A 22,568-nucleotide genomic window follows, 5' to 3' on the forward strand; every position below is an offset into this window, starting at 1 on the left:
TGTGCCACAGGCCGGTTTCCATAAGCAGACGTTCATTACAGTCACTTTCGGTCTCGCGCAAAATTTTATAAATTGATAAAATGATACTTTCCTGTATCCAGACGAGACTGTTGTGGCAGACACCGAAATATCCTCCATACAACGTGCCTTTCGAGAGACCGCCAGGGGACGCGTGGGGACTGCGGATTCAGCCTGGGTGGCAGACCGTACTTCACACAAGAGTCTTGATTGGGAATCCTTGCTGCGTTCGCGCCGAATCTTGCTGATCTCCGAAGCTGGAACGGGGAAAACATTTGAATGCGAGTCGAAAGCAACATCGTTGTTCGCGGCGGGCGAAGCAGCATTTTTCTTACGCCTGGAAACCGTTGCGTCGGTTGGCGTCACCGGGGCGCTGTATGGGAAAAATAAGCGCCGCTTCGATACTTGGTATGCTGCGGCATCCGGTATGGGTTACTTTTTTCTGGACTCGGTGGATGAACTGGAACTGGCACATGGGAATTTTAAAGATGCGCTTGAACGTCTTGCGGCCGATCTGGACGGTGCGCTCGGGCGTGCAACAATCGTTGTAACGTCCCGTCCAGTTGCCATCGACCGCGTGGCATTTCGCGAACTGCTTCCCGTCAGCGAGGTCATTAACCAAGAGCTTGACGGCAAGGATCTGGTGCGGTTAGCACTCCACGGACCAGAAAAGAGTGAAGAACTTCCGGATTTTCGGGAAGTTGAACTGCTTCCGCTTAGCGACGCGCAAATACTGCAGTTCTCGCGAAGCCGTGGCATCGAATCGCCTCAAGATCTGCTTGCTGCGATCCAGGCAAAACATGCGCACGACTTCGCGCGCCGGCCCCAAGACCTCATTGAGCTTTGCGATGACTGGCGCGATCATCATGCCATTCGTCCGCACTTTGAGCAGGTGAAAACGCACGTCTTGGATCAGCTCGCCGCGCGACCGAACAGAAAGGAAAAAGCGGATCTTGCAGCGGAGAAAGCGCGCACCGGTGCGCAGCGTCTTGCGCTGGCAGCTGTGCTATCGCGGCGGCTCACGATACGCTATAGCGCCGGTGCAGATCTGCATGACTCAGGGGAGGCACCGATAGACCCGCGTCCTCTTCTAACCGAGTGGACCGTGCGGGAAATCTCCGCTTTGCTGGAGCGTCCACTATTTGCGGCCGCGGGATATGGACGTGTTCGCTTTCGACATCGCTCAGTACTAGAATATCTGGCGGCTTGCGAAGTCCATCAGCTGGTCGAAAGCGGCAAACTTTCACTGAGCGCTGGCTATCGACTACTGTTCGGGCTGACCGACGCGAACGAACGGGTATTGAAACCGTCCATGCGCCCGGTAGCCGGCTGGCTAGCGCTACTACGGCAGGATGTGTTCGATGAAATTCTCAAGGTCGAGTCCAGCACGTTGCTGATCTACGGCGATCCGGAGTCGCTGATGGACCACCAGCGTCAGCGCGCGCTGCTTAGTTTCGTAGTTATGTATGGAAAAGGACGGTGGCGCGGTGTTCGCGTGCCCGATATCCAGATAGAGCGTCTTGCTCAACCGTCGCTCGCCCAGACTGTACTCGATGTGTGGCGCGACGGCGTTGAAAACCCGGAAGTTAGAAATCTGCTGATACAACTCGTTTCGGTCGGAAAATTCAGGACGTGTGCCGACCTCATGGCCAGCCTCGCCTCGACGGTGGATTCCAGTCCGGAAGAACGGTTTGATGCAATTGCAGCCCTCGCCGGGCTAGCGGATCCGCGCACACCAGCATTGATTGAAGCGGCCCTCGCCTCTGGCCCGAACTGGAGCGCCGAGCTAGCGGGATGGATCGCAACCGCGCTTTATCCTGAACACGTCACTGACACTCAACTGCTGGAGATCGCGGCCCGTCTGCCTTTCCGGACGCGGAGACTGGGGGATTATGCAGCTCGGATGGCGTCGCGCATCGACATGGCGACTGTCAGCAGTACACGCCTCGAGTCACTTCTTTCGGGTCTTTTAGCGCAGGCAGAGAAGACCATCGTGGTAGTGGACGACGAGCTCCGTGACAGCGAGACTTCCATGGAACTGTCGCCCCTGCTTGCAGCGGCTAGCATACGTCTGCTGAAGGTCAAAGTCGTCAGTCGTGAGGTATTACGCTCGTCTGTTATGATCATTCGCCTTGCCGATGACGTAGCGAGCAGCTCTCGCCGCGACGAATTGCGTCAGCTTCTCAACGCGCTTCCGTACGGGGCTCGCCGGGAAATATGCGAAATCGACCTGCACTGCCTTGAACGGCTAAAACTGGGTGCAGATACAACTCACTGGCTCGGGAAGTTGCTCTGGCAAGGGCCCATTGAGTATTCGGAAAGGGACCTCCCGTGGATTATCGAGGCACTGGGCGACGGACAAACGCTACATACGCATCGACAGGCGCTGCTTGAGCTTGCCGTATATTTGGCGACACAAGACGGTGAGACGTCAAAAACAGCAGAGATGCGGGCTGCTGTAGCAGACTCATCCTCTTTACTCGCTCAGCTTGTTGAAGCAGTTGCATCCAAGAAGCCCAACGAACAGTTCCTGAAAATGATGGAGGACGAGCGGAAGAGGAAGGAAACGCAACTGAAGAAATCAGCGGACGAGGCGGCAGCCTGGATGGAATTCTGGCGCGAGCTTGCTAACCAGCCTTCTGTGGCATTGGCCCCAGAGCGTCAGAAAAGCACGATTTGGAAGCTTGGCATTCTGCTTCGCAAGACAGGCGACACAATGCGTTGGAACCGTGTCTTTCTGGAAAAGCATTTTGGTCGTATCGCGACTGACGCCCTTCGCATTGCACTGATGTCGTACTGGCGTACCATGGTGCCGTCTGTAGGTAGCGAGCGTAAGGCTGACGAAAAAAATACCTATCTCGTGGTCTGGACACTCGGGTTGTTGGGAATTTATGCAGAGGCTGAGGATCCGGCATGGAGCCAGCATTTGAGCGACCGCGAAGCGGTCCTCGTAGCGCGATATGCGCTGATCGAACTGAATGGATTTCCTGCCTGGCTGCGTGATGCCGCCAGCAATTGTCCATCACAGATTGATACCGTGATTGGCGGTGAGCTCGATGAGGATCTTGATGCGCTTGGTAGCGACGTAGTCCCACATAGCAGCTTGCTCCAGGCGCTCCGCTATGGTCCTGCGAACGTCGCGCTGTTGCTGCAACCGCGGCTCCTCAAATGGCTGAATGGCCCGGCAAAGGTGCTAATGCTGGGACCATACAACGCTTCGTCGGAAAATGGGCTTCACCAAGTGCTGCAAATCCTCATGACGCATGGCGATGCGGCAGCACGGAATAACGTGGAAAGCATCGCCACTCAACAAATTGCCAGTTGTGGGAGCACATATCTCGGCTTATGGATGCCGGTCCTTTGCGCATTAAATCCAAACGTGGGTATAGCCCATTTATTGCGGCTGTTGAAGAGGCTTCCGGTCGAGAAAGAGGGCGAAGCCGTCGAGTTGATCGCTAGCCTCGTCGATTCCCGTCGAGCGCATGACCTTGATAACTTCAGTGCGTTGACGGACATCGATCGTCTGATGGAATTGACAGCTGAAGTCTATCGTCATGTCCGTCCTGACATCGACGTTGTCCACGTCGGCGCCTACTCGCGCGGAAACCGAGACTACGCCGAGGATGCGCGGCGGTACATTTTTGAAGCTTTCATGCGGCGATCAGGGCCCAAAGCGCTGCAGGCGAAGCTAGCCTTGGCGGAACTTCCTAACTTCGACTATCTCCGCGACCGAATTCGAGAGGTTGCGAGGGAAAGACTTGCGGCCGAGGTCGACCAAGGTGTGTCGGAAATCCCTGAGATCGCGAGCCTGTTTAACGGAAAAGACCTTCCCCCTAAAACCGGCAGCGCAATGGCGCAAGTGCTCGTTGATCGGCTTGATGATTTGCAGGCACTTATGCTTGCCGATACGAGTCCACGTGCGGCGTGGGCAGCAGTCCAAGATGAAAACACGCTCCGACCCGCGATCGCTCGTGAATTTCTTCACATGGCAAATGGCGCATATACCGTTGACCAGGAAGCGGTCACGGCCGACGGAAAGGAGACGGACATTCGCTTTCGAACGCCTCCGGATTTACAGGCAACTATCGAGTTGAAAATTGGCGAAAAAGACCGTTCGGCAAAAGACTTGTGCGATACCATCGAAATGCAGCTTGTGAACAAGTATATGGCGTATTCGCAAGCACGGACAGGATGCCTGCTGGTCACCATAGCCGATCCTAAGCGGCGTTGGAAACATCCTGACACCGGTCGCTTGATCGATCACGTTAAATTGCAGGAGCTGCTCGATGTGGCCGCTCAGGCCGCACAACAGCGCCTCGGTGGGACTGCCCGTGTGCTTGCGCGCGTGCTTGACCTGACTCCCCGACTTGGTGTCGAAGGTGCATCAACTCAAACGCCGGACGGCACAGTAAAAAATATGTGAATCGAGGTCATTTCAGAAATGACGACGGATCTTCGTAACTGCTCTCGCGCCTCGATGTTTGAGATGTCCGATGCTGGCACCAGCGCCGGCCGCGCCGCGCGAATGCAAAATGGGCCAGCGCTTGGCCATCGGTCACCGTCGTAACGCGATCCAGTTCGCCGGCGATCGATAGGGTGGGCGCTGAGATGAACCCAAGTTCGTTACTCGGCCTTGGGTCCGTAACGTTTCGTTTGCTGCACACTAGGGGCAGGAATCGGCAACCCAAAGCGGAAGTTGGACCAAATACCTTGTGTCGATATGCAAGCGGAGGTGGACCGCTCCAAAAATTCCTCAAGCGAACGGCCAGACAGGATAAGGCACGATGGCATTAACCGGATTGAATCACCTAACGCTTGCAGTGAGGGACTTGCCGACCGGCGTGGCGTTCTATGTCGAGGTATTGGGATTTGTTCGCCGGGCCCAGTGGGATGCCGGCGCCTACCTCACCTTGGGCGACCTCTGGCTGTGCCTGACGATGGACGCTGGCGGCCAGGCCGCTCCAGCAAACACTTACACGCACTTTGCTTTTTCTATCGCGCAGGAAGCGTTTCCGGAGTTTTGCCTGCGGTTGAAGGCGGCCGGCGTGACGCAATGGCGCAGCAACGCCAGCGAGGGCGATTCGATCTACTTTCTTGATCCGGATGGACATCGACTCGAAGCGCATGTCGGTACGCTTGCCAATCGCCTGGTGCAATGCCGCAGGCAGCCGTATGCCGGGATGCGCTTTTTCGATGACGAAGGCGCCGAAACGGTATGAAAAAACTGTTTGTGCCTGTTTCGGCCAGCACCGCGGCCGGCCTGCTGAACGAAGATCTGGTCGCCATCTTCCACCATTCTTCCTTTACTGACATCGTGGTGATGGACGGCGCGAGTTCTGTAGCCGACCAGGCCTATATCGATGTCGACGGGAGCGATGCCGCCTGGTTCGTTGGCGCCTTTGCGCGTTCATTGGCCGATTTCATCGGGGAGGACAGGCCGCAGCGCGACAGCGTCCTCGCTGCGCTGGACCACGTCGCCGCCGGCTTCCGAAGCCGCATGGCTGGCAGTGAAATGCCCTTGCATGCCTACCCCATTGCCGCGCTAACCTGGGTAAGGGTTCGTCCCGGCGGAGGCGGCGGAGCCACGCTCGAACTGTACTTCCTGGGCGACTGCAAGACGCTGCTGCGCCATGCCGATGGGCGCGTCGAAGACCTCGATGCCTGGGTCAATCCGCAGGAAGCCATTCTGCGCGACGAGATCGCGCGGCTCGCCGGCGAAGGCGTGCACGATCCGGCATGCCGGCGCGCGCGTCTCCTTCCCATGCTTCGGCAGCGCCGTGAATACCAGAACACGTGCACGGCGCCGGCCTCGCTGTGCCTGGAACCGCGCGGTCAATTTGACGCACGCGAATCCACGGTACACGTCGCGCCGGGCGCAGCCCTGCTGGTGATGACGGATGGGTTTTATCGGCTGGTCGACACGTACAAATGCGATTCACCCGCAAGCTTGATGCAACAGTGTATCGACGACGGCGTCGATGCCGTCATGCGCAAGCTGCGCTGCTTCGAAGCAGCCGGCGCCTCGGCGAATGGGGTGGTCAAAAGCCAGGACGACGCTTCGGCCGTGCTTTGTCGATTCGATGTTTAACTATTCTTTGCCATCATGGGAAGGGCAAGTCCAAACCGACCTTCCTGCCAAGGAAGAGGGTGAGGAGCACCAAGCCCAGGACCGAAAGCACGAAGACTGCGCTTATCTTGCCGACCGCGAGTAGCACCGCGCGCTTCTCGTTCTGCTCTTGATCGTAATGCCACTTGATGGCGAAGAACATGCCGGTGCCGAGCACGAGCGCCTTGAACGCAACCAAGGCTACAGGGATCCAATCCATCATTCTGAGTATCTCCAGGCTATTACTTGACAATGTCTATCGTGAGGAGCATTACCTCAAACGCCGCTTCAGCAGCTACCCAGGCGTCCTGCTTGAATCCATGCATGGATGGTATTGCTGCGCGGTCCAAGGCATCTTACTTGAAAACCTTTTCTATACATTGGGACAAATTGTCTCAGTTGCAAACCATGCAAGACAATTCCGCTTTCCCGCTGACCCCGGATATGCACGCTACTTGTCCTGCTTGAGCGGCTTGTCCTTGTCGATCACTTCGCGGCAATCGCCCTTGAAGGTCGCGTTGTCGTAATTGGTCCAGCCGTAGCTGTCGACCAGCCGCTTGTGATGCCTGAACTGCGCGTTCAGGAAACTCCATTCCAGCGTATCGCCCGGATACCGGATGTCGCCCATGTCGAGCAGGGTGTGGAACATGTTCTCTGTCGCCAGCCGCTCGCCCTTGTGCAGGGCCAGCTGCTCGACCTTGCCCGGATAGCGCGCCTGGTACTGGTCCGAATACCAGACGAACGCCGGCACATGAAACTCGAACTGCGTGTTGTGACCGTGGAAGGCCAGCCGGCAGCTGTTGTCGTACAGCGTCTGCCCGTGGTCGGACACGTAGAGCATCGCCGCGCGCTGCTGCGACTGCTTCATCTGGCCGATCAGCTGGTCGAGGAACCAGTCGGTATACAAGATGCTGCTGTCGTAGCTGTTGTTCAGCTGCGGCTTGATCTTCACGTCCGTGTAGACCGGCTTGTCGATGCCGAACAGCGAAGGCTGCCACTGGTCGAACTGCTTCGGATAGCGCTGGCTGTAGTTCCAGTGACTGCCCAGCGAGTGCACCACGATCAGCTTCTTGGGCGCCTTGTCGGCCAGCGCGTTCCTGAACGGATCGAACAGCACCTGGTCGAAGTTCGAGCTGTTGGTGAAGCCGCCCAGGTTGAGGAACTCGACCACGTCCGCTTCCTTGGCGAACACCGACACCGGCGTGTCGAATTTGCCGAACGAGATCTGGTTCGACAGCCAGAAGGTCTTGAAGCCGGCTTCCTTGTATGCGGTGATGAAGGACTTCTCCGAGAAGCCGTCCTTCAGGCTCTGCGTGGCGCGCTTGCGCGAAATGATGACGGGCACCGACAGGCGCGTCGCCGACACCGCGGTGACCACGTCCGGCAGCGCCACCAGGTTCGCTTCCTGGCGCAGCAGCGGATTGGTGTCGCGCTCGTAGCCGTTCAGGCTCCAGCGGTCGGCGCGCGACGACTCGCCGAGCACCAGCACCACCGTCTCCGGTTCGGCGTCGGGCGACTGCTGGTGCGCGCCGAAGCGGAAGCTGGCGCTGCGCCGGCCCAGTTCGGCCAGGTAGACGCGCTCTTTGTAGAAATCGACGCCGCGCGACGCCAGGCCGAACGGCCAGGACTGGGCGAACGCGTCGAATTCGACCGGCAGCCTGGCCCAGCGCGCCAGCGGCGGCAGCTTCAGACCGGTACGGCCGGCCGCCTTGGGCGCGGAATCCTTCTCCACGCTGGCCTTGACCAGCTCGACGCTGGACTTGGCGGGGGCCGGCTTCGGCGCGATGCCGAACTCGTCGCCGTACGCCCAGACCGAGGCGCCCGCCGCCAGCACGGCCAGCGCCACCCAGCGCGAGCTGTCGGTCCAGTCCAAGGAGCGGGTCCCGCGCGCCGCGCGCAAGCTTGCCACGAACCAGGCGACCGCGCCGATCATCACGGCGGCCATCAGCCAGACCTTCTGGCCGAGGAATTCGAGCGCCTCCTTCGGGCTGGTCTCGGCGATGATGCCCAGGTGATGGGTGGAGATGCCCTGGCCGTAGTAGGTAATGAGGTACAGCTCGGTGGGCAGGGCGAGGAAGGCGGGCGCCAGCAGCCAGTGGAAATACGCCGGGCGCTTGAACGCCGCCCAGATGGCGACCCAGGCGATGACTTCGATGCCGGCCAGCTGCCACGGCCGCTCCACGCGCTGGCCGAGCAGCAGCGGCACGAACGGCACCGCCGACAGCGCTATATAAGTAAGCAGCAGGAACAGGTGAGCGGGGCGCAGCAGGGATCGCATGAATTGGCGGAATCGGGGAAAGGCGCCTATTATCTGACACATTGGCGCTGTCGGGGGCTGGTCCCGCGCAGCGACGGGGACGCCGAGTCCCGATCTCGGCGGTATGGCGCGCAAACAACAAAATGGGATCAGGTCCGCAGGACCAGACCCCCACTGCCGGTTTGCCAACCGGTAAACCTGTTGACCCACCCTGCGAACGGGCTTATACTCGCGAGTTCTCGAATTTATTCTGCACATCGAACGCATTGACGGCCGCTCCCTTGCTGAGTGGCTATTCGCGCCTCCCTTGTCAGTAAGTACGGGCTAGGTTTTAGTCCCCGGGCGTCAGCCCGGGTTATTCATGTTGTATCTTTGTTGGATTTATAACGATGCCAACCATCAATCAACTGATTCGCAATCCACGCGTCGCCCTGACCGTGAAGAGCAAATCGCCGGCGCTGGAAAACAGCCCGCAAAAACGTGGTGTCTGCACCCGTGTGTACACGACGACTCCAAAGAAGCCAAACTCGGCTCTGCGTAAAGTCGCCAAAGTTCGCCTGACCAACGGTTTCGAAGTCATTTCGTACATCGGCGGTGAAGGCCACAACCTGCAAGAACACAGTGTCGTGCTGCTGCGCGGCGGCCGTGTGAAAGACTTGCCGGGTGTGCGTTACCACATGGTTCGCGGTGCACTGGATACCCAGGGCGTTAAAGACCGTAAGCAAGCTCGTTCCAAGTACGGCACGAAGCGCGCTAAAGCTGGTAAGAAGTAATTCTCTTACCCATTAATTGAGTTGAACCGATCGTAATGGTCGAGTAAGTGGTGGCTATGATGGCCTACCGCGAGTGCTGCCTTAGCGCGCTCAACTGAAGACTGAAAGGAATTGAAATGCCACGTCGTCGTGAAGTCCCCAAGCGCGATATCCTGCCTGATCCAAAATTCGGCAATACGGATGTCGCCAAGTTCGTCAACGTTCTGATGTTGTCCGGCAAGAAGTCGGTCGCTGAAAACATCATCTACGGTGCTTTCGAGCACATCAAGCAAAAATCGGGCAAGGATCCGCTCGAAGTGTTCGCCCTGGCGATCAACAACGCCAAGCCAATGGTTGAGGTAAAATCGCGCCGCGTCGGCGGTGCCAACTACCAGGTGCCAGTCGAAGTGCGTCCAGTCCGTCGTATGGCCCTGTCCATGCGCTGGCTGCGCGAAGCTGCCAACAAGCGCAGCGAGAAGTCGATGCCACAGCGCCTCGGTGGCGAACTGATGGAAGCCGCAGAAATGCGTGGCGGCGCAATGAAGAAGCGTGACGAAGTTCACCGCATGGCTGAAGCGAACAAGGCGTTCTCGCACTTCCGCTTCTAATCATTTGGCCAACCCCTTTCGGGGGCGCGGCCATGTATCTGTTGTTCGAGGCCGGGCTCATTTTGTTTTCAAAATGCCGCTCGGTTTTGTCCATTCAAAGATTTAGGAATATTTATGGCACGCAAGACCCCCATTGAGCGCTACCGCAATATCGGTATCTCCGCTCACATCGATGCTGGCAAGACCACCACGACCGAGCGCGTCCTGTTCTACACGGGCGTGAATCACAAGATTGGCGAAGTGCATGATGGCGCCGCCACCATGGACTGGATGGAGCAAGAGCAGGAACGCGGTATCACCATTACCTCGGCTGCGACGACCTGCTTCTGGAAGGGCATGGCCAACAACTTCCCTGAGCACCACATCAACATCATCGACACCCCGGGCCACGTGGACTTCACCATTGAAGTCGAGCGCTCGATGCGCGTGCTCGACGGCGCCTGCATGGTTTACTGCGCAGTCGGCGGCGTGCAGCCACAGTCGGAAACCGTATGGCGTCAGGCCAACAAGTACAAAGTGCCACGCCTGGCCTTCGTCAACAAGATGGACCGTACCGGTGCGAACTTCTTCAAGGTCTACGACCAGATGCGCGCGCGCCTGAAGGCCAACCCGATCCCGCTGCAGATTCCAATCGGCGCCGAAGACAACTTCAAGGGCGTGGTCGATCTGGTCAAGATGAAGGCGATCTACTGGGACGACGCGTCGCAGGGCATGAAGTTCGACTACCGCGATATCCCAGCAGAGCTGGCCGACCAGGCCGCCGAGTGGCGCGAGAAGATGGTCGAAGCCGCTGCTGAAGCGAACGAAGACCTGATGAACAAGTACCTGGAAGAAGGCGACCTCTCGGAAGAAGAGATCAAGGTTGCTCTGCGCCAGCGCACCATCGCATCGGAAATCGTGCCGATGATGTGCGGTACCGCGTTCAAGAACAAGGGCGTTCAGGCAATGCTGGACGGCGTCATCGAGTACCTGCCATCGCCAGTGGACATTCCACCGGTCAAGGGCATGGACGAAGACGACCAGCCGACCGAGCGTAAAGCCGAAGACACCGAGAAGTTCTCGGCGCTGGCATTCAAGATCATGACCGACCCATTCGTCGGCCAGCTGATCTTCTTCCGCGTCTACTCGGGCATGATCAATTCGGGCGACACCGTCTTCAATCCGATCAAGAACAAGAAAGAGCGTCTTGGCCGTATTCTGCAGATGCACGCTAACCAGCGCGAAGAAATCAAGGAAGTGCGCGCCGGCGACATCGCCGCTGCGGTCGGCCTGAAAGATGCGACCACCGGCGAAACGCTGTGCGATCCATCGGCCGTCATCACCCTCGAAAAGATGGTGTTCCCTGAGCCGGTGATCCAGCAGGCCGTCGAGCCGAAGACCAAGGCCGACCAGGAAAAGATGGGCCTGGCGCTGAACCGCCTGGCACAGGAAGATCCTTCGTTCCGCGTCAAGACCGACGAAGAGTCGGGCCAGACCATCATCGGTGGTATGGGCGAGCTGCACCTGGAAATTATCGTTGACCGCATGAAGCGCGAATTCGGCGTCGAAGCGACCGTCGGCAAGCCACAGGTTGCCTACCGCGAAACGATCCGCAAGACCTGCGAAGAGTCCGAAGGCAAGTTCGTCAAGCAGTCGGGTGGTCGTGGTCAGTACGGTCACGTGGTTCTGAAGATCGAGCCGCAAGAGCCGGGCAAGGGCTTCGAATTCGTCGACGCGATCAAGGGCGGTACGGTTCCACGCGAATACATCCCTGCGGTCGAAAAAGGTGTGCGCGGTACGCTCAACACCGGCGTGCTGGCCGGCTACCCAGTGGTCGACGTCAAGGTCACGCTGTTCTTCGGTTCGTACCACGATGTGGACTCGAACGAAAACGCGTTCCAGATGGCCGCTTCGATGGCATTCAAGGAAGGCTGCCGCAAAGCATCGCCAGTCATCCTCGAGCCGATGATGGCCGTGGAAGTGGAAACGCCGGAAGACTACGCCGGTACCGTGATGGGCGACCTGTCGTCCCGCCGCGGTATGGTGCAGGGCATGGACGAGATCCCAGGCGGCGGTGGCAAGATTATCAAAGCCGAAGTGCCGCTGTCCGAAATGTTTGGTTACTCGACCTCGCTGCGTTCGGCAACGCAAGGCCGCGCTACCTACACGATGGAATTCAAGCACTACTCGGAAGCGCCTAAGCACGTCACCGACGCAATCGTTACTGCTAAAGCCAAGTAATCAGGAAAACAGGGCCGGGGGTGTCCCCGGTCCGTATTAAACTAAGTAACTCGCTCTTTTAAGGAAGAACAAAATGGCAAAAGGTAAATTCGAACGGACCAAGCCGCACGTCAACGTCGGCACCATTGGTCACGTTGACCACGGCAAAACCACCCTGACTGCAGCTATCGCTACCGTCCTGTCGAAGAAATTCGGCGGCGAAGCAAAAGCCTACGACCAGATCGATGCTGCTCCAGAAGAAAAAGCACGCGGCATTACCATCAACACCGCGCACGTCGAGTACGAGACCGCCGGCCGTCACTACGCTCACGTTGACTGCCCAGGCCACGCCGACTACATCAAGAACATGATTACCGGTGCAGCGCAGATGGACGGCGCGATCCTGGTTTGCTCCGCAGCTGACGGCCCAATGCCACAGACCCGCGAGCACATCCTGCTGGCGCGCCAGGTTGGCGTTCCATACATCATCGTGTTCCTGAACAAGTGCGACCTGGTCGACGACGCAGAACTGCTGGAACTGGTCGAAATGGAAGTGCGCGAGCTCCTGTCGAAGTACGAGTTCCCAGGCGACGACCTGCCAATCATCAAGGGTTCGGCACGTATGGCGCTGGACGGCGACACCGGCCCGATGGGCGAGCAGGCGATCATGCAACTGGCTGAAGCCCTCGACACCTACATCCCGACGCCAGAGCGCGCAGTTGACGGCGCCTTCCTGATGCCGGTCGAAGACGTGTTCTCGATCTCGGGCCGCGGTACCGTGGTGACCGGTCGTGTCGAGCGCGGCATCATCAAGGTCGGCGAAGAAATCGAAATCGTCGGCATCAAAGATACCGTCAAGACCACCTGCACCGGCGTGGAAATGTTCCGCAAGCTGCTGGACCAGGGTCAGGCTGGCGACAACGTCGGTCTGCTGCTGCGCGGCACCAAGCGTGAAGACGTCGAGCGCGGCCAGGTTCTGGCCAAGCCAGGTTCGATCAAGCCGCACAACCACTTCACCGGCGAGATCTATGTCCTGTCGAAAGACGAAGGCGGCCGTCACACCCCGTTCTTCAACAACTATCGTCCACAGTTCTACTTCCGTACCACGGACGTGACCGGTTCGATCGAGCTGCCAGCGGACAAAGAGATGGTCATGCCAGGCGATAACGTGTCGATCACCGTCAAGCTGATCAACCCGATCGCGATGGAAGAAGGTCTGCGTTTCGCAATCCGCGAAGGCGGCCGTACCGTCGGCGCCGGCGTTGTTGCAAAGATCATCGCTTAATTTAATTTAAGCCGTGTGATTCAAGGCGGGGGGAACAGGTTATACTGTGCCCCCTGCTTTTTGTTGAGCAGTAAGTTACGCCTTATACATATTGCCGGGCAATCAGTCCGGTTCGCTCTTTAAAGGAAATACCATGTCCGCACCAAACCAGAAAATCCGTATTCGCCTGAAAGCGTTCGATTACAAGCTGATCGACCAGTCCGCACTGGAAATCGTTGACACCGCGAAGCGCACCGGCGCCGTTGTCAAGGGCCCAGTTCCACTGCCAACCCGCATCCAGCGTTTCGACGTTCTGCGTTCGCCGCACGTCAACAAGACCTCGCGCGACCAGTTCGAGATCCGCACGCACCAGCGTCTGATGGACATCGTCGACCCAACGGACAAGACCGTTGACGCGCTGATGAAGCTGGACCTGCCAGCTGGTGTTGACGTCGAAATCAAACTGCAATAATTCCCAAGGCAGCGGCTAGTCCGCCGCCTGAAAAAACCGGAGCCGCTCACGCGCCTCCGGTTTTTTTTCGTTCCGTTTGGCACGTTTTGGCATCGACCCCACCAAGGAACGTGCGGACGTCGTGGTGATCCAAATCCGGTATGATTGAAGCAGATCGGCGCCATGTCGAACAATCCTGAGAGGTTTGCGTGAAGTTGACCGTTGAATGCCAACGTGTTGAAGATGGCCGCTGGCTGGCAGAGGTGCGCCAGCTTCCGGGCGTCTCGGCGTATGGTGAAACCGCGACCGATGCGCTGGCGAACGCTCAGGTGATTGCCCTACGAGTTATCGCAGAAAGCATCGAGTCCCGACGCGTTTCGCCGGCAGAGATCAGCTTGTCGATATTCCAACCATCGTTCTCTGAAGAGGGTGAAGCGCCGCTCCCCGTGCACCGCGAGGATAGCGCTTACCTGGAATGGCTCGACGCGGAAGTGCAGGAGGCCATCGACGACGATGAGCCAACCGTATCGCAGGAGGAAGCGTTTCGCCAGATTCGATCCGCCGTCTTCGCCAAATAGACCAGACGTATGGGGGCCGTTCTATGGAAGCGGCACGCCATCAACGATATGGCGCAGATCGCGCGACGAATTGCCCTCGACAGCCCGATCGTTGCGAATCAGTTTATCCGCCAACTCAAGGCGAAAACGGGAAATTTGGCGACTTATCCCCAGCTGGGCCGGCTTGGCCGCAAGGACGGCACGCGCGAGTTAATCGCCCACCGACACTTCGTTGTCATTTACCGCGAACGGGCGGGCAATGTGGAAATCCTGCGTGTAAAACACACCGCGCAACAATGGCCATGAAGCGCGCATGGTGCTCGGTGCGTTCAGGAATAGGGAGCCGTTGATGCCTTTCGATCCAGTGATGCTCCGGAATCTGGCCGACGCAGTACTGATTCTGCATGTTGGCATTGTGCTGTTCGTCGTAGCCGGTCTTGTGTTGACCTTGGTGGGCGGCGCGCTACGCTGGCGATGGGTCCGCAATTTCTGGTTCCGCGCGGTGCACCTCGCGGCCATCGCGTATGTAGCGCTGCAGGCGTGGTTCGATTTTGCCTGTCCCTTGACGACGCTCGAGCAATGGCTGCGCATCCAAGCTGGCCAAATCGCTTACGAGGGCGATTTCATCGGGTATTGGCTAGGCAGGCTGTTGTTCTATCAGGCTCCTGGCTGGATATTTATTGCGACTTACTCGCTGTTCGGGTTGCTGGTGGGGTGGAGCTGGTTCGCCGTGCGCCCGACAGCGCCATTTCATTCTGGTGCCGGAACTAGGTTGAAATAGCAGAGTTCCGACGTGCCTGTTGAAGCGCCTTTACAAGCCTCCGTTCACGCTCTTTAAGATCGTACGACGTGGTTCGGCCGATTTTCGGCGCGCCGTCGACTCCTTGGGGCAAATATGAAACCATTTGGCAATTTGAAGGTCGAATGGGATGCGCGCAAGGCCGCTTCCAACCTGCGAAAACATGGCGTATCGTTTGATGAAGCGAAGGCCGTGCTGGATGATCCGCTGTCGCAATTTGTGCTGGATCGCGATCATTCGGTAGAGGAGTGCCGGTTTCGTGCAGTCGGTCACTCTGCGGACGGGCGTATTTTGGTCATTATCTGCACTGAGCGCGGAAAACGAACCAGAATTTTGACTGCGCGCCCTGCAACGTGCTCGGAGAGGAAACTATATGAGCGAGGTTGATCAGATCGATGATGACATCCGCCCGGAATATCTGGATTGGAGTAATGCGGTCAGGGGCAAATATGCAGGTCGGCGACCCTCCCATCAAGTCACCGTGAACATCGAGGTCGTGCGATTGGCCGATGAGAAGTGGTGCGCACGCTCTGCGGAATTTCCCGATGCGATTGGATACGGACCAGACCCCGACAGCGCCCTAGACCAGGGCGAAGAGCTGATCGCCGAGATAATCGACGCCCGCGCCGAGCGCGGCGAGATCCCGCCGACAGGATTGAATTTCGCGATCGACTATCGATAGTTGTGGCCATATCGGCCGCAGCACCAGGTTAATGTGGGTGCTACGGTAGCCCCTCTTCTCATAACGCGCCGCGGACCCCGGGGTTGTCGGCGCCGCCAAAGCCTGTCGCCGTCCACCACCGTGCATCTGACGATTCAGGGCCGCACGTTCTGCAGCAGCACAAACTCGCGCACGCCGTTCGGATGCGCCTTCTTCCAGGCCTCGAATTCGGGGCGATACGACTCCCGATACATCAGCAGCAGGATCGCCGTCTCCAGTTGCCCCTGCGCCCCAAGCTTGCGCAACAGCGCCAGGCCCGGGTCGTCGAAGGAGCGCGGCTCTTTTTCCTGCAGGTCGGCGTCCACCTTCAGCGCAGTCCTCAGCGCCTGGAGCTCAAGGGAGAACGGCGAGGCGGCCGGATCCTTCTGAGCCATGGCAGTGGCAAGCGTCATCCCGTACATCGTCCAGAAGCTTGTGTCGGCGCCCTGCGGCTTGTCGAGCAACTGCTTGTCGAGGTTGACGGTGGGCTTGTGGGTCGCCGGATCGAGCGTGGCGCTGGCGCGGCGCCGCAGGTTCAGCCGCGCCATCGTCACCCCGCCTGCGCGCAACATGGTATCGAGCTTGTCCCAGTTCGGCCGCTGGGTCGGCTGCGCCGCGATGCCGCTCAATAGCGCGTCTTGCGCATCCTGCTTCTTGCCCTGCTGCGCCAGCGCATCCGACAGGAAGCGCCACGCCTGGCCATTCAGCGGTTCGATCGACGCCGCCTTGCGAAAGCGCGCCTCCGCCTCGGCCCAGCGCTTTTCAACGTAGAAGCAGTCGCCGGCGAAGACCCAGGCGGCCGAGTACAGCGGATCGACCTGCGCCGCCAATTCGTATTTGGCCAACGCTTCCGGCAGGCGCCGCTGGGCGAACAGCGATTCGCCGGCCTCGACCAGATCGGCCGCTTCCTTGGTGGGCGCGTGCAGATGCGTTGGCGCATCCTGCTCTGCGAGTCGGATGAGTTCGTTGGCGATGGGGTCGGCGCTGTTATGTGTCAGCGCACTGCGCGCAAACGCCAGCGACTGCGCCAGGAACTTGGCGCGCTGGTCGCCGGTGCTGCGCTCGGCCAGATACCCGAACAGGCCTGCGCTCATCGAGTCTGGCAGCGACGACGCCGGATCGGCCTTGGCCGCTTCGCGGTAGGCATCGAACGCCTGCTGCACCTGGCCTTGCGCCAACAGGCTCTGGCCGCGATCGAGCAGCACCTGGCCCGCGGCATTGATGCCCACTTCGGTGGCCCCGGCATGCAGGGAGATGGCGGACAAGATGGCGCAAGCAAGAATTCGGAGTCGCATGGTGGTTCCACTGAAGTTCGGCTAGTTGCCGCGAGGAATAAATAATAACATTGTTGATTGCTCAAGTATTTAATTTTCCCATACGTCAAACCGCGCGATACTCGTCCCCATGGAAATCATCCTGATCGTCGAAGAAGGGCTAGCGATCGCCGATGGCATCGCCTGCGCCTTGCGCAACGACGCATGGTGCTGCGCACTTCGGCCGCCAGCATAAATGGGCGGAGGAGGCGATAGGACCGGCCACCTTGCTGATATTTTGGCAAACACCCCTTGCGCATCGGCCGCCCGCTCTTTACAATGCGTCCCCTCGGGCGGTTAGTTCAGCTGGTTAGAATACTTGGTCGACATCCAAGGGGTCGGGGATTCGAATTCCTCACCGCCCACCAGATTTCCTCGCGCATCCATGCGCCATCCTCCCGGCCGAAAATCCTCTTTTTTCGGCCCGGCAATGCGAATTGCCTCCCGCCAGTACTGGCGTTCTGCGAAATGCAACACATCGACATACCCCCAACTTAGTTGTTGCGTCAAGCCCCTTTGCGCGTTATACTAGCCGGCTTCGGTATGGATTCGTCTTTTTTGGATTCATGCCTTTACTTGGTAGTTAAACAGTCAGCCCCGCCCAATCGCAGGTGGGAATGGAGAAAAAATGAGCCTAGGCCTTCTCGGTCGCAAGGTTGGTATGATGCGCATCTTCACGGATGACGGGGATTCGATCCCAGTTACCGTGCTCGACGTGTCGAACAACCGTGTTGCGCAAGTCAAAACTCCTGAAACGGATGGTTACACCGCCGTTCAGGTCGCATTCGGTCAACGTCGCGCATCCCGCGTGACCAAAGCTGTTGCGGGTCACCACGCCAAAGCTGGCGTCGAAGCCGGTACGATGCTGAAGGAATTCCGCGTCGATGCCGCTAAAGCTGCAGAACTGAAAGCTGGCGACGTCGTCGCTGCCTCGCTGTTTGAAGTCGGTCAGAAGATCGACGTGCAGGGCGTCACGATCGGTAAAGGCTATGCCGGTACCATCAAGCGTCACCACTTCTCGTCGGGTCGCGCAACGCACGGTAACTCGCGTTCGCACAACGTTCCAGGTTCCATCGGTATGGCGCAAGATCCAGGCCGCGTGTTCCCTGGTAAGCGCATGACCGGTCACCTCGGTGACGTCAACCGCACCGTACAGAATCTCGAAATCGCCCGTATCGATGCCGACCGTCAGCTGCTGCTGGTCAAAGGCGCCGTACCAGGTGCGAAAAATGGCCAGGTCGTCGTGTCGCCTGCCATCAAAACCAAAGCACAGAAGGGAGCTTAAACGATGGAACTCAAGCTTCTGAATGAGCAAGGACAAGCAGGTTCGAACGTCGCCGCAGCCGATACCGTTTTCGGCCGTGACTACAACGAAGCCCTGATCCACCAGATCGTCGTCGCCTACGCCGCCAACGCGCGTTCGGGCAACCGCAAGCAGAAAGATCGTGAAGAAGTCCACCACACGACCAAGAAGCCATGGCGCCAAAAAGGCACCGGCCGCGCTCGCGCTGGTATGTCGTCGTCGCCACTGTGGCGCGGCGGTGGTCGCATCTTCCCGAACTCGCCTGACGAGAACTTCACCCACAAAGTGAACAAGAAGATGTATCGCGCAGGTATCTGCTCGATCCTGTCCCAGCTGGCTCGCGAAGAGCGCCTGGTCGTCGTCGAAGGCATGTCCATCGACGCACCGAAGACCAAGCTGCTGTCGCAAAAGCTGCAGGGCATGGGCCTGGAATCGGTCATGATCATCACCGACACCCTGGACGAGAACCTGATGCTGGCATCGCGCAACCTGCCTAACGTGCTGGTCGTCGAGCCGCGTCACGCCGATCCGATGTCGCTGGTGTTCTACAAAAAAATCGTGGTCACCAAAGCTGCACTGACCATGATCGAGGAGATGTTCGCATGAGCGCCCCAATCAAATTTAGCGAAGAGCGCCTGATGAAGGTGCTGCAGGCGCCGGTCATTTCCGAGAAGGCCACCATGGTCGCGGAAAAGAACGAGCAGATCGTGTTCCGTGTCCTGCCTGACGCCACCAAGCCTGAAATCAAGGCCGCCGTTGAACTGCTGTTCAAGGTCGAAGTGGAATCGGTGCAGACCGTCAATCGCGAAGGTAAGCAGAAGCGTTCGGGCCGTTTCAACGGTCGTCGCAACCATACCAAGCGTGCTTTCGTGTGCCTGAAGCCTGGCCAGGAAATCAACTTCTCCGAGGAGGCTAAATAATGGCACTCGTTAAGATGAAACCAACCTCGCCAGGCCGTCGCGGCATGGTGAAGGTTGTGAACCCGGACCTGTACAAAGGCCGTCCGTTCGCAGCCCTGGTTGAAAAGAAATCGAAGACCGCCGGCCGTAACAACAACGGCCACATCACCACCCGTCACATCGGTGGTGGTCACAAGCAGCACTACCGCCTGATCGACTTCAAGCGTCAGAAGGACGGCATTCCTGCGAAGGTCGAGCGGATCGAATACGATCCAAACCGTACCGCCAACATCGCCCTGCTGTGCTACGCAGACGGTGAGCGCCAGTACATCATCGCTACCAAGGGCATGGCCGTTGGCGACAGCGTGATGAACGGTTCGGAAGCGCCGATCAAGTCGGGCAACTGCCTGCCAATCCGTAACATCCCGGTCGGTACCGTGATGCATTGCGTCGAAATGCTGCCAGGTAAGGGTGCCCAGATGGCCCGTACCGCCGGCGCCGGCGTCGTGCTGATGGCCCGCGAAGGCACCTACGCCCAGGTCCGCCTGCGCTCGGGTGAAGTGCGCCGCGTCCACATCGAATGCCGTGCAACGGTAGGCGAAGTCGGTAACGCCGAGCACAGCCTGCGCAAGATCGGTAAAGCCGGTGCGATGCGCTGGCGCGGTGTGCGTCCTACCGTTCGCGGTGTGGTCATGAACCCGATCGATCACCCGCACGGTGGTGGTGAGGGACGTACGGCAGCTGGTCGTCATCCAGTGTCGCCTTGGGGTCAACAGACGAAGGGTAAGAAGACGCGCCGTAACAAGCGTACGACTTCCATGATCGTCTCGCGCCGCGGCAAGAAATAAGGATAAGACATGACACGTTCATTGAAAAAAGGGCCGTTCATCGACGCCCACCTGGTGAAAAAAGTCGAAGCCGCGCAAGCGAACAAAGACAAGAAGCCAGTCAAAACCTGGTCGCGTCGTTCGACGATCTCGCCTGACTTCATCGGCCTGACGATCGCGGTTCACAACGGCAAGCTGCACGTGCCGGTGTACGTTTCCGAGAACATGGTTGGTCACAAGCTCGGCGAATTCGCACTGACCCGTACGTTCAAGGGCCATGCCGCTGACAAGAAGGCGAAGAAATAATGGAAACCAAAGCTATCCTCAAAGGTGTGCGCCTGTCGGACCAAAAGGGCCGTCTGGTAGCAGATCTGATCCGCGGCAAGAAGGTCGGCGCAGCACTCGACATCCTGCAATTTAGCCCGAAGAAGGGTGCGACCATCATCAAGAAGGTTCTGGAGTCCGCCATCGCGAACGCCGAGCACAATGACGGCGCCGACATCGACGAGCTGAAGGTCGTTCAGATCTACGTTGAAAAGGGCCCGATCCTCAAGCGCTTCACTGCACGCGCTAAGGGCCGGGGCGATCGTATCTCCAAACAATCCTGTCACATCTACGTGACTGTCGGTAACTAAGGGGTCACGATGGGACAGAAGATTCATCCAACAGGCTTCCGCCTGTCAGTAACCCGTAACTGGGCGTCGCGTTGGTACGCGGGCAATGGTAACTTTGCCCAAATGCTCAACGAAGACCTCGCAGCACGTGCGTTCCTGAAAAAGAAACTGAAGAACGCTTCGGTTGGCCGCATCGTCATCGAGCGTCCTGCCAAGAACGCGCGCTTCACGATCTACAGCTCGCGCCCAGGCGTGGTCATTGGTAAAAAAGGCGAAGACATCGAAGTACTGAAGTCGTCGCTGACCAAGATCATGGGTGTGCCGGTGCACGTCAATATCGAAGAGATCCGCAAGCCGGAAATCGACTCGCAGCTGATCGCCGATTCGATTTCGCAGCAGCTGGAAAAGCGCATCATGTTCCGTCGCGCAATGAAGCGCGCGATGCAAAACGCGATGCGCCTGGGCGCCCTCGGCATCAAGATCATGTCGTCCGGTCGTCTGAACGGTATCGAGATCGCCCGCAAAGAGTGGTACCGCGAAGGCCGCGTGCCTCTGCACACCCTGCGCGCCGATATCGACTACGGTACCAGCGAAGCGTCGACCACCTACGGCATCATCGGTGTCAAGGTGTGGGTCTACAAGGGTGACCGCTCGCCTACCGGCGAAGCACCAGTGATCGACACCCCAGCCGACGAGAAGAAGAGCCGCGGTCCACGCCGTGACGATGGCAAGCCAGCAGGCCGCCCACGTCCAGCAGGCGCCAAGCCATCCCCGACTGGCGCACCAGCCGTCCGTGCCCGTCCAGCTGTCAAGCTGCCGGCCGCCGCTGCTGCTGCTCCAGCTGAGAAAGCAGGAGAATAACCATGCTGCAACCAGCACGCAGGAAGTATCGTAAAGAGCAGAAAGGCCGTAACACCGGCATTTCGCACACCCGCGGCACCGCTGTGTCGTTCGGTGAGTTCGGCCTGAAGGCAGTCGCCCGCGGCCGTATCACCGCACGCCAGATCGAGGCAGCTCGTCGCGCCATGACCCGTCACATCAAACGTGGCGGCCGTATCTGGATCCGCGTTTTCCCGGACAAGCCGATTTCGAACAAGCCGGCCGAAGTTCGTATGGGTAACGGTAAGGGCAATCCGGAATACTACGTCGCTGAAATCCAGCCAGGCAAGGTCCTGTACGAGATGGACGGCGTCGCAGAAGAACTGGCGCGCGAAGCATTCCGCCTGGCCGCTGCCAAACTGCCGCTGGCTACGACGTTTGTCGTGCGCCAGGTCGGTCAATAAGAGGAGTTGGATATGAAAGCAACAGAACTCCGCGGCAAGGACCAGGACGCTCTCCAGAAAGAGCTGAATGAGTTGTTGAAGGCACAGTTCGGCATGCGCATGCAAATCGCTACGCAGCAGCTGAGCAACACTTCCCAGCTCAAGAAGGTACGCCGCGATATCGCGCGTGTGAAGACGGTAATGAACTCGAAGGATGCCAAATGACCGAAACTACTAAAGTCGCGCTGAAGCGCACGCTGGTTGGCAAGGTCGTGTCCGACAAGATGGACAAGACGGTCACCGTCCTGATCGAGCGTCACGTCAAGCACCCGCTGTACGGCAAGATCATCATGCGTTCGAACAAGTATCACGCGCATGACGAGACCAACTCGGTCAAGATGGGTGACACCGTCGAGATCCAGGAAGGTCGCCCGATCTCCAAGACCAAGGCTTGGACGGTTACCAAGGTTGTGCAAGCAGCCCCAGTGATCTAAGCAGTAAATAGCAGCAAGCGGCCGGGCCGTTGTACCGATGGTACGGCGGCCCGGCTGACAATTTAGTTCTTGCGGGCCCGCCGGTGTTATGCGATACTAGCGGGCTTCGTTCATGTTTGCCGCAATAATTCGTCACCCCAGGTGG

The 22,568-nt window shown here is 58.6% G+C and carries 26 protein-coding genes and 1 tRNA gene; 24 read left to right on the plus strand and 3 right to left on the minus strand.

The window, feature by feature from the left end:
- Window positions 1-259 precede the first annotated feature (259 nt).
- The 3 genes from Q4S45_RS22290 (at window position 260) to Q4S45_RS22300 (ending at window position 6,106) form a co-directional block, all read left to right on the plus strand.
- Window positions 260-4,441: an NACHT domain-containing NTPase gene (locus Q4S45_RS22290; RefSeq protein ID WP_305507684.1), complete on the plus strand. Its 4,182-nt coding sequence runs from the start codon at window positions 260-262 to the stop codon at window positions 4,439-4,441.
- A gap of 361 nt (window positions 4,442-4,802) precedes the next feature.
- Complete coding sequence (locus tag Q4S45_RS22295) at window positions 4,803-5,237, plus strand: VOC family protein (RefSeq protein WP_305507686.1); 435 nt, start codon at window positions 4,803-4,805, stop codon at window positions 5,235-5,237.
- On the plus strand, window positions 5,234-6,106 hold the full coding sequence (locus Q4S45_RS22300; protein WP_305507688.1) for a protein phosphatase 2C domain-containing protein: 873 nt from the start codon (window positions 5,234-5,236) through the stop codon (window positions 6,104-6,106). The genes Q4S45_RS22295 and Q4S45_RS22300 overlap by 4 nt, the downstream gene beginning before the upstream one ends.
- Window positions 6,107-6,119: 13 nt before the next feature.
- Here the strand turns inward: Q4S45_RS22300 and Q4S45_RS22305 are convergent, their stop codons facing one another.
- The gene (locus Q4S45_RS22305; protein ID WP_305507690.1) at window positions 6,120-6,347 is read right to left on the minus strand and encodes a hypothetical protein; all 228 of its coding nucleotides are present in this window, start codon (window positions 6,345-6,347) and stop codon (window positions 6,120-6,122) included.
- A gap of 228 nt (window positions 6,348-6,575) precedes the next feature.
- On the minus strand, window positions 6,576-8,402 hold the full coding sequence (locus Q4S45_RS22310) for a phosphoethanolamine transferase (RefSeq protein WP_305507692.1): 1,827 nt from the start codon (window positions 8,400-8,402) through the stop codon (window positions 6,576-6,578).
- A 368-nt stretch (window positions 8,403-8,770) separates the two neighbouring features.
- On the opposite strand from Q4S45_RS22310, the gene rpsL reads away from it, so the two are divergent.
- The 10 genes from rpsL (at window position 8,771) to Q4S45_RS22360 (ending at window position 15,693) form a co-directional block, all read left to right on the plus strand.
- Window positions 8,771-9,154 (plus strand): 30S ribosomal protein S12, encoded by a 384-nt coding sequence (rpsL, locus tag Q4S45_RS22315; RefSeq protein ID WP_025603541.1) that lies wholly within the window; start codon window positions 8,771-8,773, stop codon window positions 9,152-9,154.
- Window positions 9,155-9,270: 116 nt separating this feature from the next.
- The gene (rpsG, locus tag Q4S45_RS22320) at window positions 9,271-9,741 is read left to right on the plus strand and encodes a 30S ribosomal protein S7 (RefSeq protein WP_305507696.1); all 471 of its coding nucleotides are present in this window, start codon (window positions 9,271-9,273) and stop codon (window positions 9,739-9,741) included.
- A gap of 114 nt (window positions 9,742-9,855) precedes the next feature.
- Window positions 9,856-11,961 carry an elongation factor G gene (gene fusA / locus Q4S45_RS22325; RefSeq protein WP_305507698.1) on the plus strand — a complete coding sequence of 702 codons (2,106 nt, stop codon included), beginning with the start codon at window positions 9,856-9,858 and terminating at the stop codon, window positions 11,959-11,961.
- 73 nt (window positions 11,962-12,034) lie between these two features.
- Window positions 12,035-13,225 (plus strand): elongation factor Tu, encoded by a 1,191-nt coding sequence (gene tuf / locus Q4S45_RS22330; RefSeq protein WP_305507569.1) that lies wholly within the window; start codon window positions 12,035-12,037, stop codon window positions 13,223-13,225.
- 133 nt (window positions 13,226-13,358) lie between these two features.
- Window positions 13,359-13,676, plus strand: a complete 318-nt coding sequence (rpsJ, locus tag Q4S45_RS22335; protein WP_005663509.1) for a 30S ribosomal protein S10 — start codon at window positions 13,359-13,361, stop codon at window positions 13,674-13,676.
- Between the two features lie 188 nt (window positions 13,677-13,864).
- Window positions 13,865-14,233, plus strand: coding sequence for a type II toxin-antitoxin system HicB family antitoxin (locus tag Q4S45_RS22340; protein WP_305507704.1), 369 nt, complete (start codon window positions 13,865-13,867; stop codon window positions 14,231-14,233).
- Window positions 14,234-14,281: 48 nt separating this feature from the next.
- Complete coding sequence (locus tag Q4S45_RS22345) at window positions 14,282-14,518, plus strand: type II toxin-antitoxin system RelE/ParE family toxin (protein ID WP_305507705.1); 237 nt, start codon at window positions 14,282-14,284, stop codon at window positions 14,516-14,518.
- Between the two features lie 43 nt (window positions 14,519-14,561).
- Entirely contained in the window at window positions 14,562-14,993 is a 432-nt protein-coding gene (locus Q4S45_RS22350; protein WP_305507707.1) for a DUF2784 domain-containing protein, read from the plus strand.
- 114 nt (window positions 14,994-15,107) lie between these two features.
- Window positions 15,108-15,398: a BrnT family toxin gene (locus Q4S45_RS22355; RefSeq protein ID WP_305507709.1), complete on the plus strand. Its 291-nt coding sequence runs from the start codon at window positions 15,108-15,110 to the stop codon at window positions 15,396-15,398.
- Complete coding sequence (locus Q4S45_RS22360) at window positions 15,385-15,693, plus strand: hypothetical protein (RefSeq protein ID WP_305507711.1); 309 nt, start codon at window positions 15,385-15,387, stop codon at window positions 15,691-15,693. Before Q4S45_RS22355 ends, Q4S45_RS22360 begins: the two co-directional genes overlap by 14 nt.
- Window positions 15,694-15,827: 134 nt before the next feature.
- Here the strand turns inward: Q4S45_RS22360 and Q4S45_RS22365 are convergent, their stop codons facing one another.
- Window positions 15,828-16,976: a tetratricopeptide repeat protein gene (locus Q4S45_RS22365; RefSeq protein ID WP_305507713.1), complete on the minus strand. Its 1,149-nt coding sequence runs from the start codon at window positions 16,974-16,976 to the stop codon at window positions 15,828-15,830.
- 339 nt (window positions 16,977-17,315) lie between these two features.
- Here Q4S45_RS22365 and Q4S45_RS22370 point away from each other — a divergent pair.
- From Q4S45_RS22370 to rpsQ, 11 genes are all read left to right on the plus strand, one after another.
- Window positions 17,316-17,392: transfer RNA gene (locus Q4S45_RS22370), tRNA-Val, on the plus strand.
- 260 nt (window positions 17,393-17,652) lie between these two features.
- Window positions 17,653-18,309, plus strand: a complete 657-nt coding sequence (gene rplC / locus Q4S45_RS22375; protein ID WP_305507714.1) for a 50S ribosomal protein L3 — start codon at window positions 17,653-17,655, stop codon at window positions 18,307-18,309.
- 3 nt (window positions 18,310-18,312) lie between these two features.
- On the plus strand, window positions 18,313-18,933 hold the full coding sequence (gene rplD, locus Q4S45_RS22380; protein WP_305507715.1) for a 50S ribosomal protein L4: 621 nt from the start codon (window positions 18,313-18,315) through the stop codon (window positions 18,931-18,933).
- Window positions 18,930-19,247, plus strand: a complete 318-nt coding sequence (gene rplW / locus Q4S45_RS22385) for a 50S ribosomal protein L23 (protein WP_305507716.1) — start codon at window positions 18,930-18,932, stop codon at window positions 19,245-19,247. The genes rplD and rplW overlap by 4 nt, the downstream gene beginning before the upstream one ends.
- Window positions 19,247-20,074 (plus strand): 50S ribosomal protein L2, encoded by an 828-nt coding sequence (gene rplB, locus Q4S45_RS22390; protein WP_305507718.1) that lies wholly within the window; start codon window positions 19,247-19,249, stop codon window positions 20,072-20,074. The genes rplW and rplB overlap by 1 nt, the downstream gene beginning before the upstream one ends.
- A 9-nt stretch (window positions 20,075-20,083) precedes the next feature.
- On the plus strand, window positions 20,084-20,359 hold the full coding sequence (rpsS, locus tag Q4S45_RS22395; protein WP_119811777.1) for a 30S ribosomal protein S19: 276 nt from the start codon (window positions 20,084-20,086) through the stop codon (window positions 20,357-20,359).
- On the plus strand, window positions 20,356-20,688 hold the full coding sequence (gene rplV / locus Q4S45_RS22400) for a 50S ribosomal protein L22 (protein WP_219884135.1): 333 nt from the start codon (window positions 20,356-20,358) through the stop codon (window positions 20,686-20,688). The genes rpsS and rplV overlap by 4 nt, the downstream gene beginning before the upstream one ends.
- Window positions 20,689-20,697: 9 nt before the next feature.
- Window positions 20,698-21,528, plus strand: a complete 831-nt coding sequence (gene rpsC, locus Q4S45_RS22405; protein WP_305507720.1) for a 30S ribosomal protein S3 — start codon at window positions 20,698-20,700, stop codon at window positions 21,526-21,528.
- A gap of 2 nt (window positions 21,529-21,530) precedes the next feature.
- A complete protein-coding gene (gene rplP, locus Q4S45_RS22410) occupies window positions 21,531-21,950 on the plus strand; it encodes a 50S ribosomal protein L16 (protein WP_050409764.1) in 420 nt (139 codons plus the stop codon).
- A 12-nt stretch (window positions 21,951-21,962) separates the two neighbouring features.
- The gene (gene rpmC, locus Q4S45_RS22415) at window positions 21,963-22,154 is read left to right on the plus strand and encodes a 50S ribosomal protein L29 (RefSeq protein WP_223464557.1); all 192 of its coding nucleotides are present in this window, start codon (window positions 21,963-21,965) and stop codon (window positions 22,152-22,154) included.
- Window positions 22,151-22,423 carry a 30S ribosomal protein S17 gene (rpsQ, locus tag Q4S45_RS22420; RefSeq protein ID WP_099789557.1) on the plus strand — a complete coding sequence of 91 codons (273 nt, stop codon included), beginning with the start codon at window positions 22,151-22,153 and terminating at the stop codon, window positions 22,421-22,423. The genes rpmC and rpsQ overlap by 4 nt, the downstream gene beginning before the upstream one ends.
- Window positions 22,424-22,568 lie beyond the last annotated feature (145 nt).

The sequence above is a fragment of the Massilia sp. R2A-15 genome (assembly GCF_030704305.1).
GTDB lineage: Bacteria > Pseudomonadota > Gammaproteobacteria > Burkholderiales > Burkholderiaceae_D > JAFCUW01.

Excerpts from the sequence above, each read along its gene's own strand:
- Q4S45_RS22355 (WP_305507709.1), top strand. The coding sequence starts at position 15,108 with ATGAAACCATTTGGCAATTTGAAGGTCGAATGGGATGCGCGCAAGGCC.
- rplW (WP_305507716.1), top strand. The coding sequence starts at position 18,930 with ATGAGCGCCCCAATCAAATTTAGCGAAGAGCGCCTGATGAAGGTGCTG.
- Q4S45_RS22300 (WP_305507688.1), top strand. The coding sequence starts at position 5,234 with ATGAAAAAACTGTTTGTGCCTGTTTCGGCCAGCACCGCGGCCGGCCTG.
- fusA (WP_305507698.1), top strand. The coding sequence starts at position 9,856 with ATGGCACGCAAGACCCCCATTGAGCGCTACCGCAATATCGGTATCTCC.
- rpmC (WP_223464557.1), top strand. The coding sequence starts at position 21,963 with ATGAAAGCAACAGAACTCCGCGGCAAGGACCAGGACGCTCTCCAGAAA.
- rpsG (WP_305507696.1), top strand. The coding sequence starts at position 9,271 with ATGCCACGTCGTCGTGAAGTCCCCAAGCGCGATATCCTGCCTGATCCA.
- rplC (WP_305507714.1), top strand. The coding sequence starts at position 17,653 with ATGAGCCTAGGCCTTCTCGGTCGCAAGGTTGGTATGATGCGCATCTTC.
- rpsL (WP_025603541.1), top strand. The coding sequence starts at position 8,771 with ATGCCAACCATCAATCAACTGATTCGCAATCCACGCGTCGCCCTGACC.
- Q4S45_RS22305 (WP_305507690.1), bottom strand. The coding sequence starts at position 6,347 with ATGATGGATTGGATCCCTGTAGCCTTGGTTGCGTTCAAGGCGCTCGTG.
- rpsJ (WP_005663509.1), top strand. The coding sequence starts at position 13,359 with ATGTCCGCACCAAACCAGAAAATCCGTATTCGCCTGAAAGCGTTCGAT.
- tuf (WP_305507569.1), top strand. The coding sequence starts at position 12,035 with ATGGCAAAAGGTAAATTCGAACGGACCAAGCCGCACGTCAACGTCGGC.
- rplB (WP_305507718.1), top strand. The coding sequence starts at position 19,247 with ATGGCACTCGTTAAGATGAAACCAACCTCGCCAGGCCGTCGCGGCATG.
- Q4S45_RS22310 (WP_305507692.1), bottom strand. The coding sequence starts at position 8,402 with ATGCGATCCCTGCTGCGCCCCGCTCACCTGTTCCTGCTGCTTACTTAT.
- Q4S45_RS22350 (WP_305507707.1), top strand. The coding sequence starts at position 14,562 with ATGCCTTTCGATCCAGTGATGCTCCGGAATCTGGCCGACGCAGTACTG.
- rpsC (WP_305507720.1), top strand. The coding sequence starts at position 20,698 with ATGGGACAGAAGATTCATCCAACAGGCTTCCGCCTGTCAGTAACCCGT.
- Q4S45_RS22360 (WP_305507711.1), top strand. The coding sequence starts at position 15,385 with ATGAGCGAGGTTGATCAGATCGATGATGACATCCGCCCGGAATATCTG.
- rpsS (WP_119811777.1), top strand. The coding sequence starts at position 20,084 with ATGACACGTTCATTGAAAAAAGGGCCGTTCATCGACGCCCACCTGGTG.
- rpsQ (WP_099789557.1), top strand. The coding sequence starts at position 22,151 with ATGACCGAAACTACTAAAGTCGCGCTGAAGCGCACGCTGGTTGGCAAG.
- Q4S45_RS22345 (WP_305507705.1), top strand. The coding sequence starts at position 14,282 with ATGGCGCAGATCGCGCGACGAATTGCCCTCGACAGCCCGATCGTTGCG.
- rplD (WP_305507715.1), top strand. The coding sequence starts at position 18,313 with ATGGAACTCAAGCTTCTGAATGAGCAAGGACAAGCAGGTTCGAACGTC.
- Q4S45_RS22295 (WP_305507686.1), top strand. The coding sequence starts at position 4,803 with ATGGCATTAACCGGATTGAATCACCTAACGCTTGCAGTGAGGGACTTG.
- rplP (WP_050409764.1), top strand. The coding sequence starts at position 21,531 with ATGCTGCAACCAGCACGCAGGAAGTATCGTAAAGAGCAGAAAGGCCGT.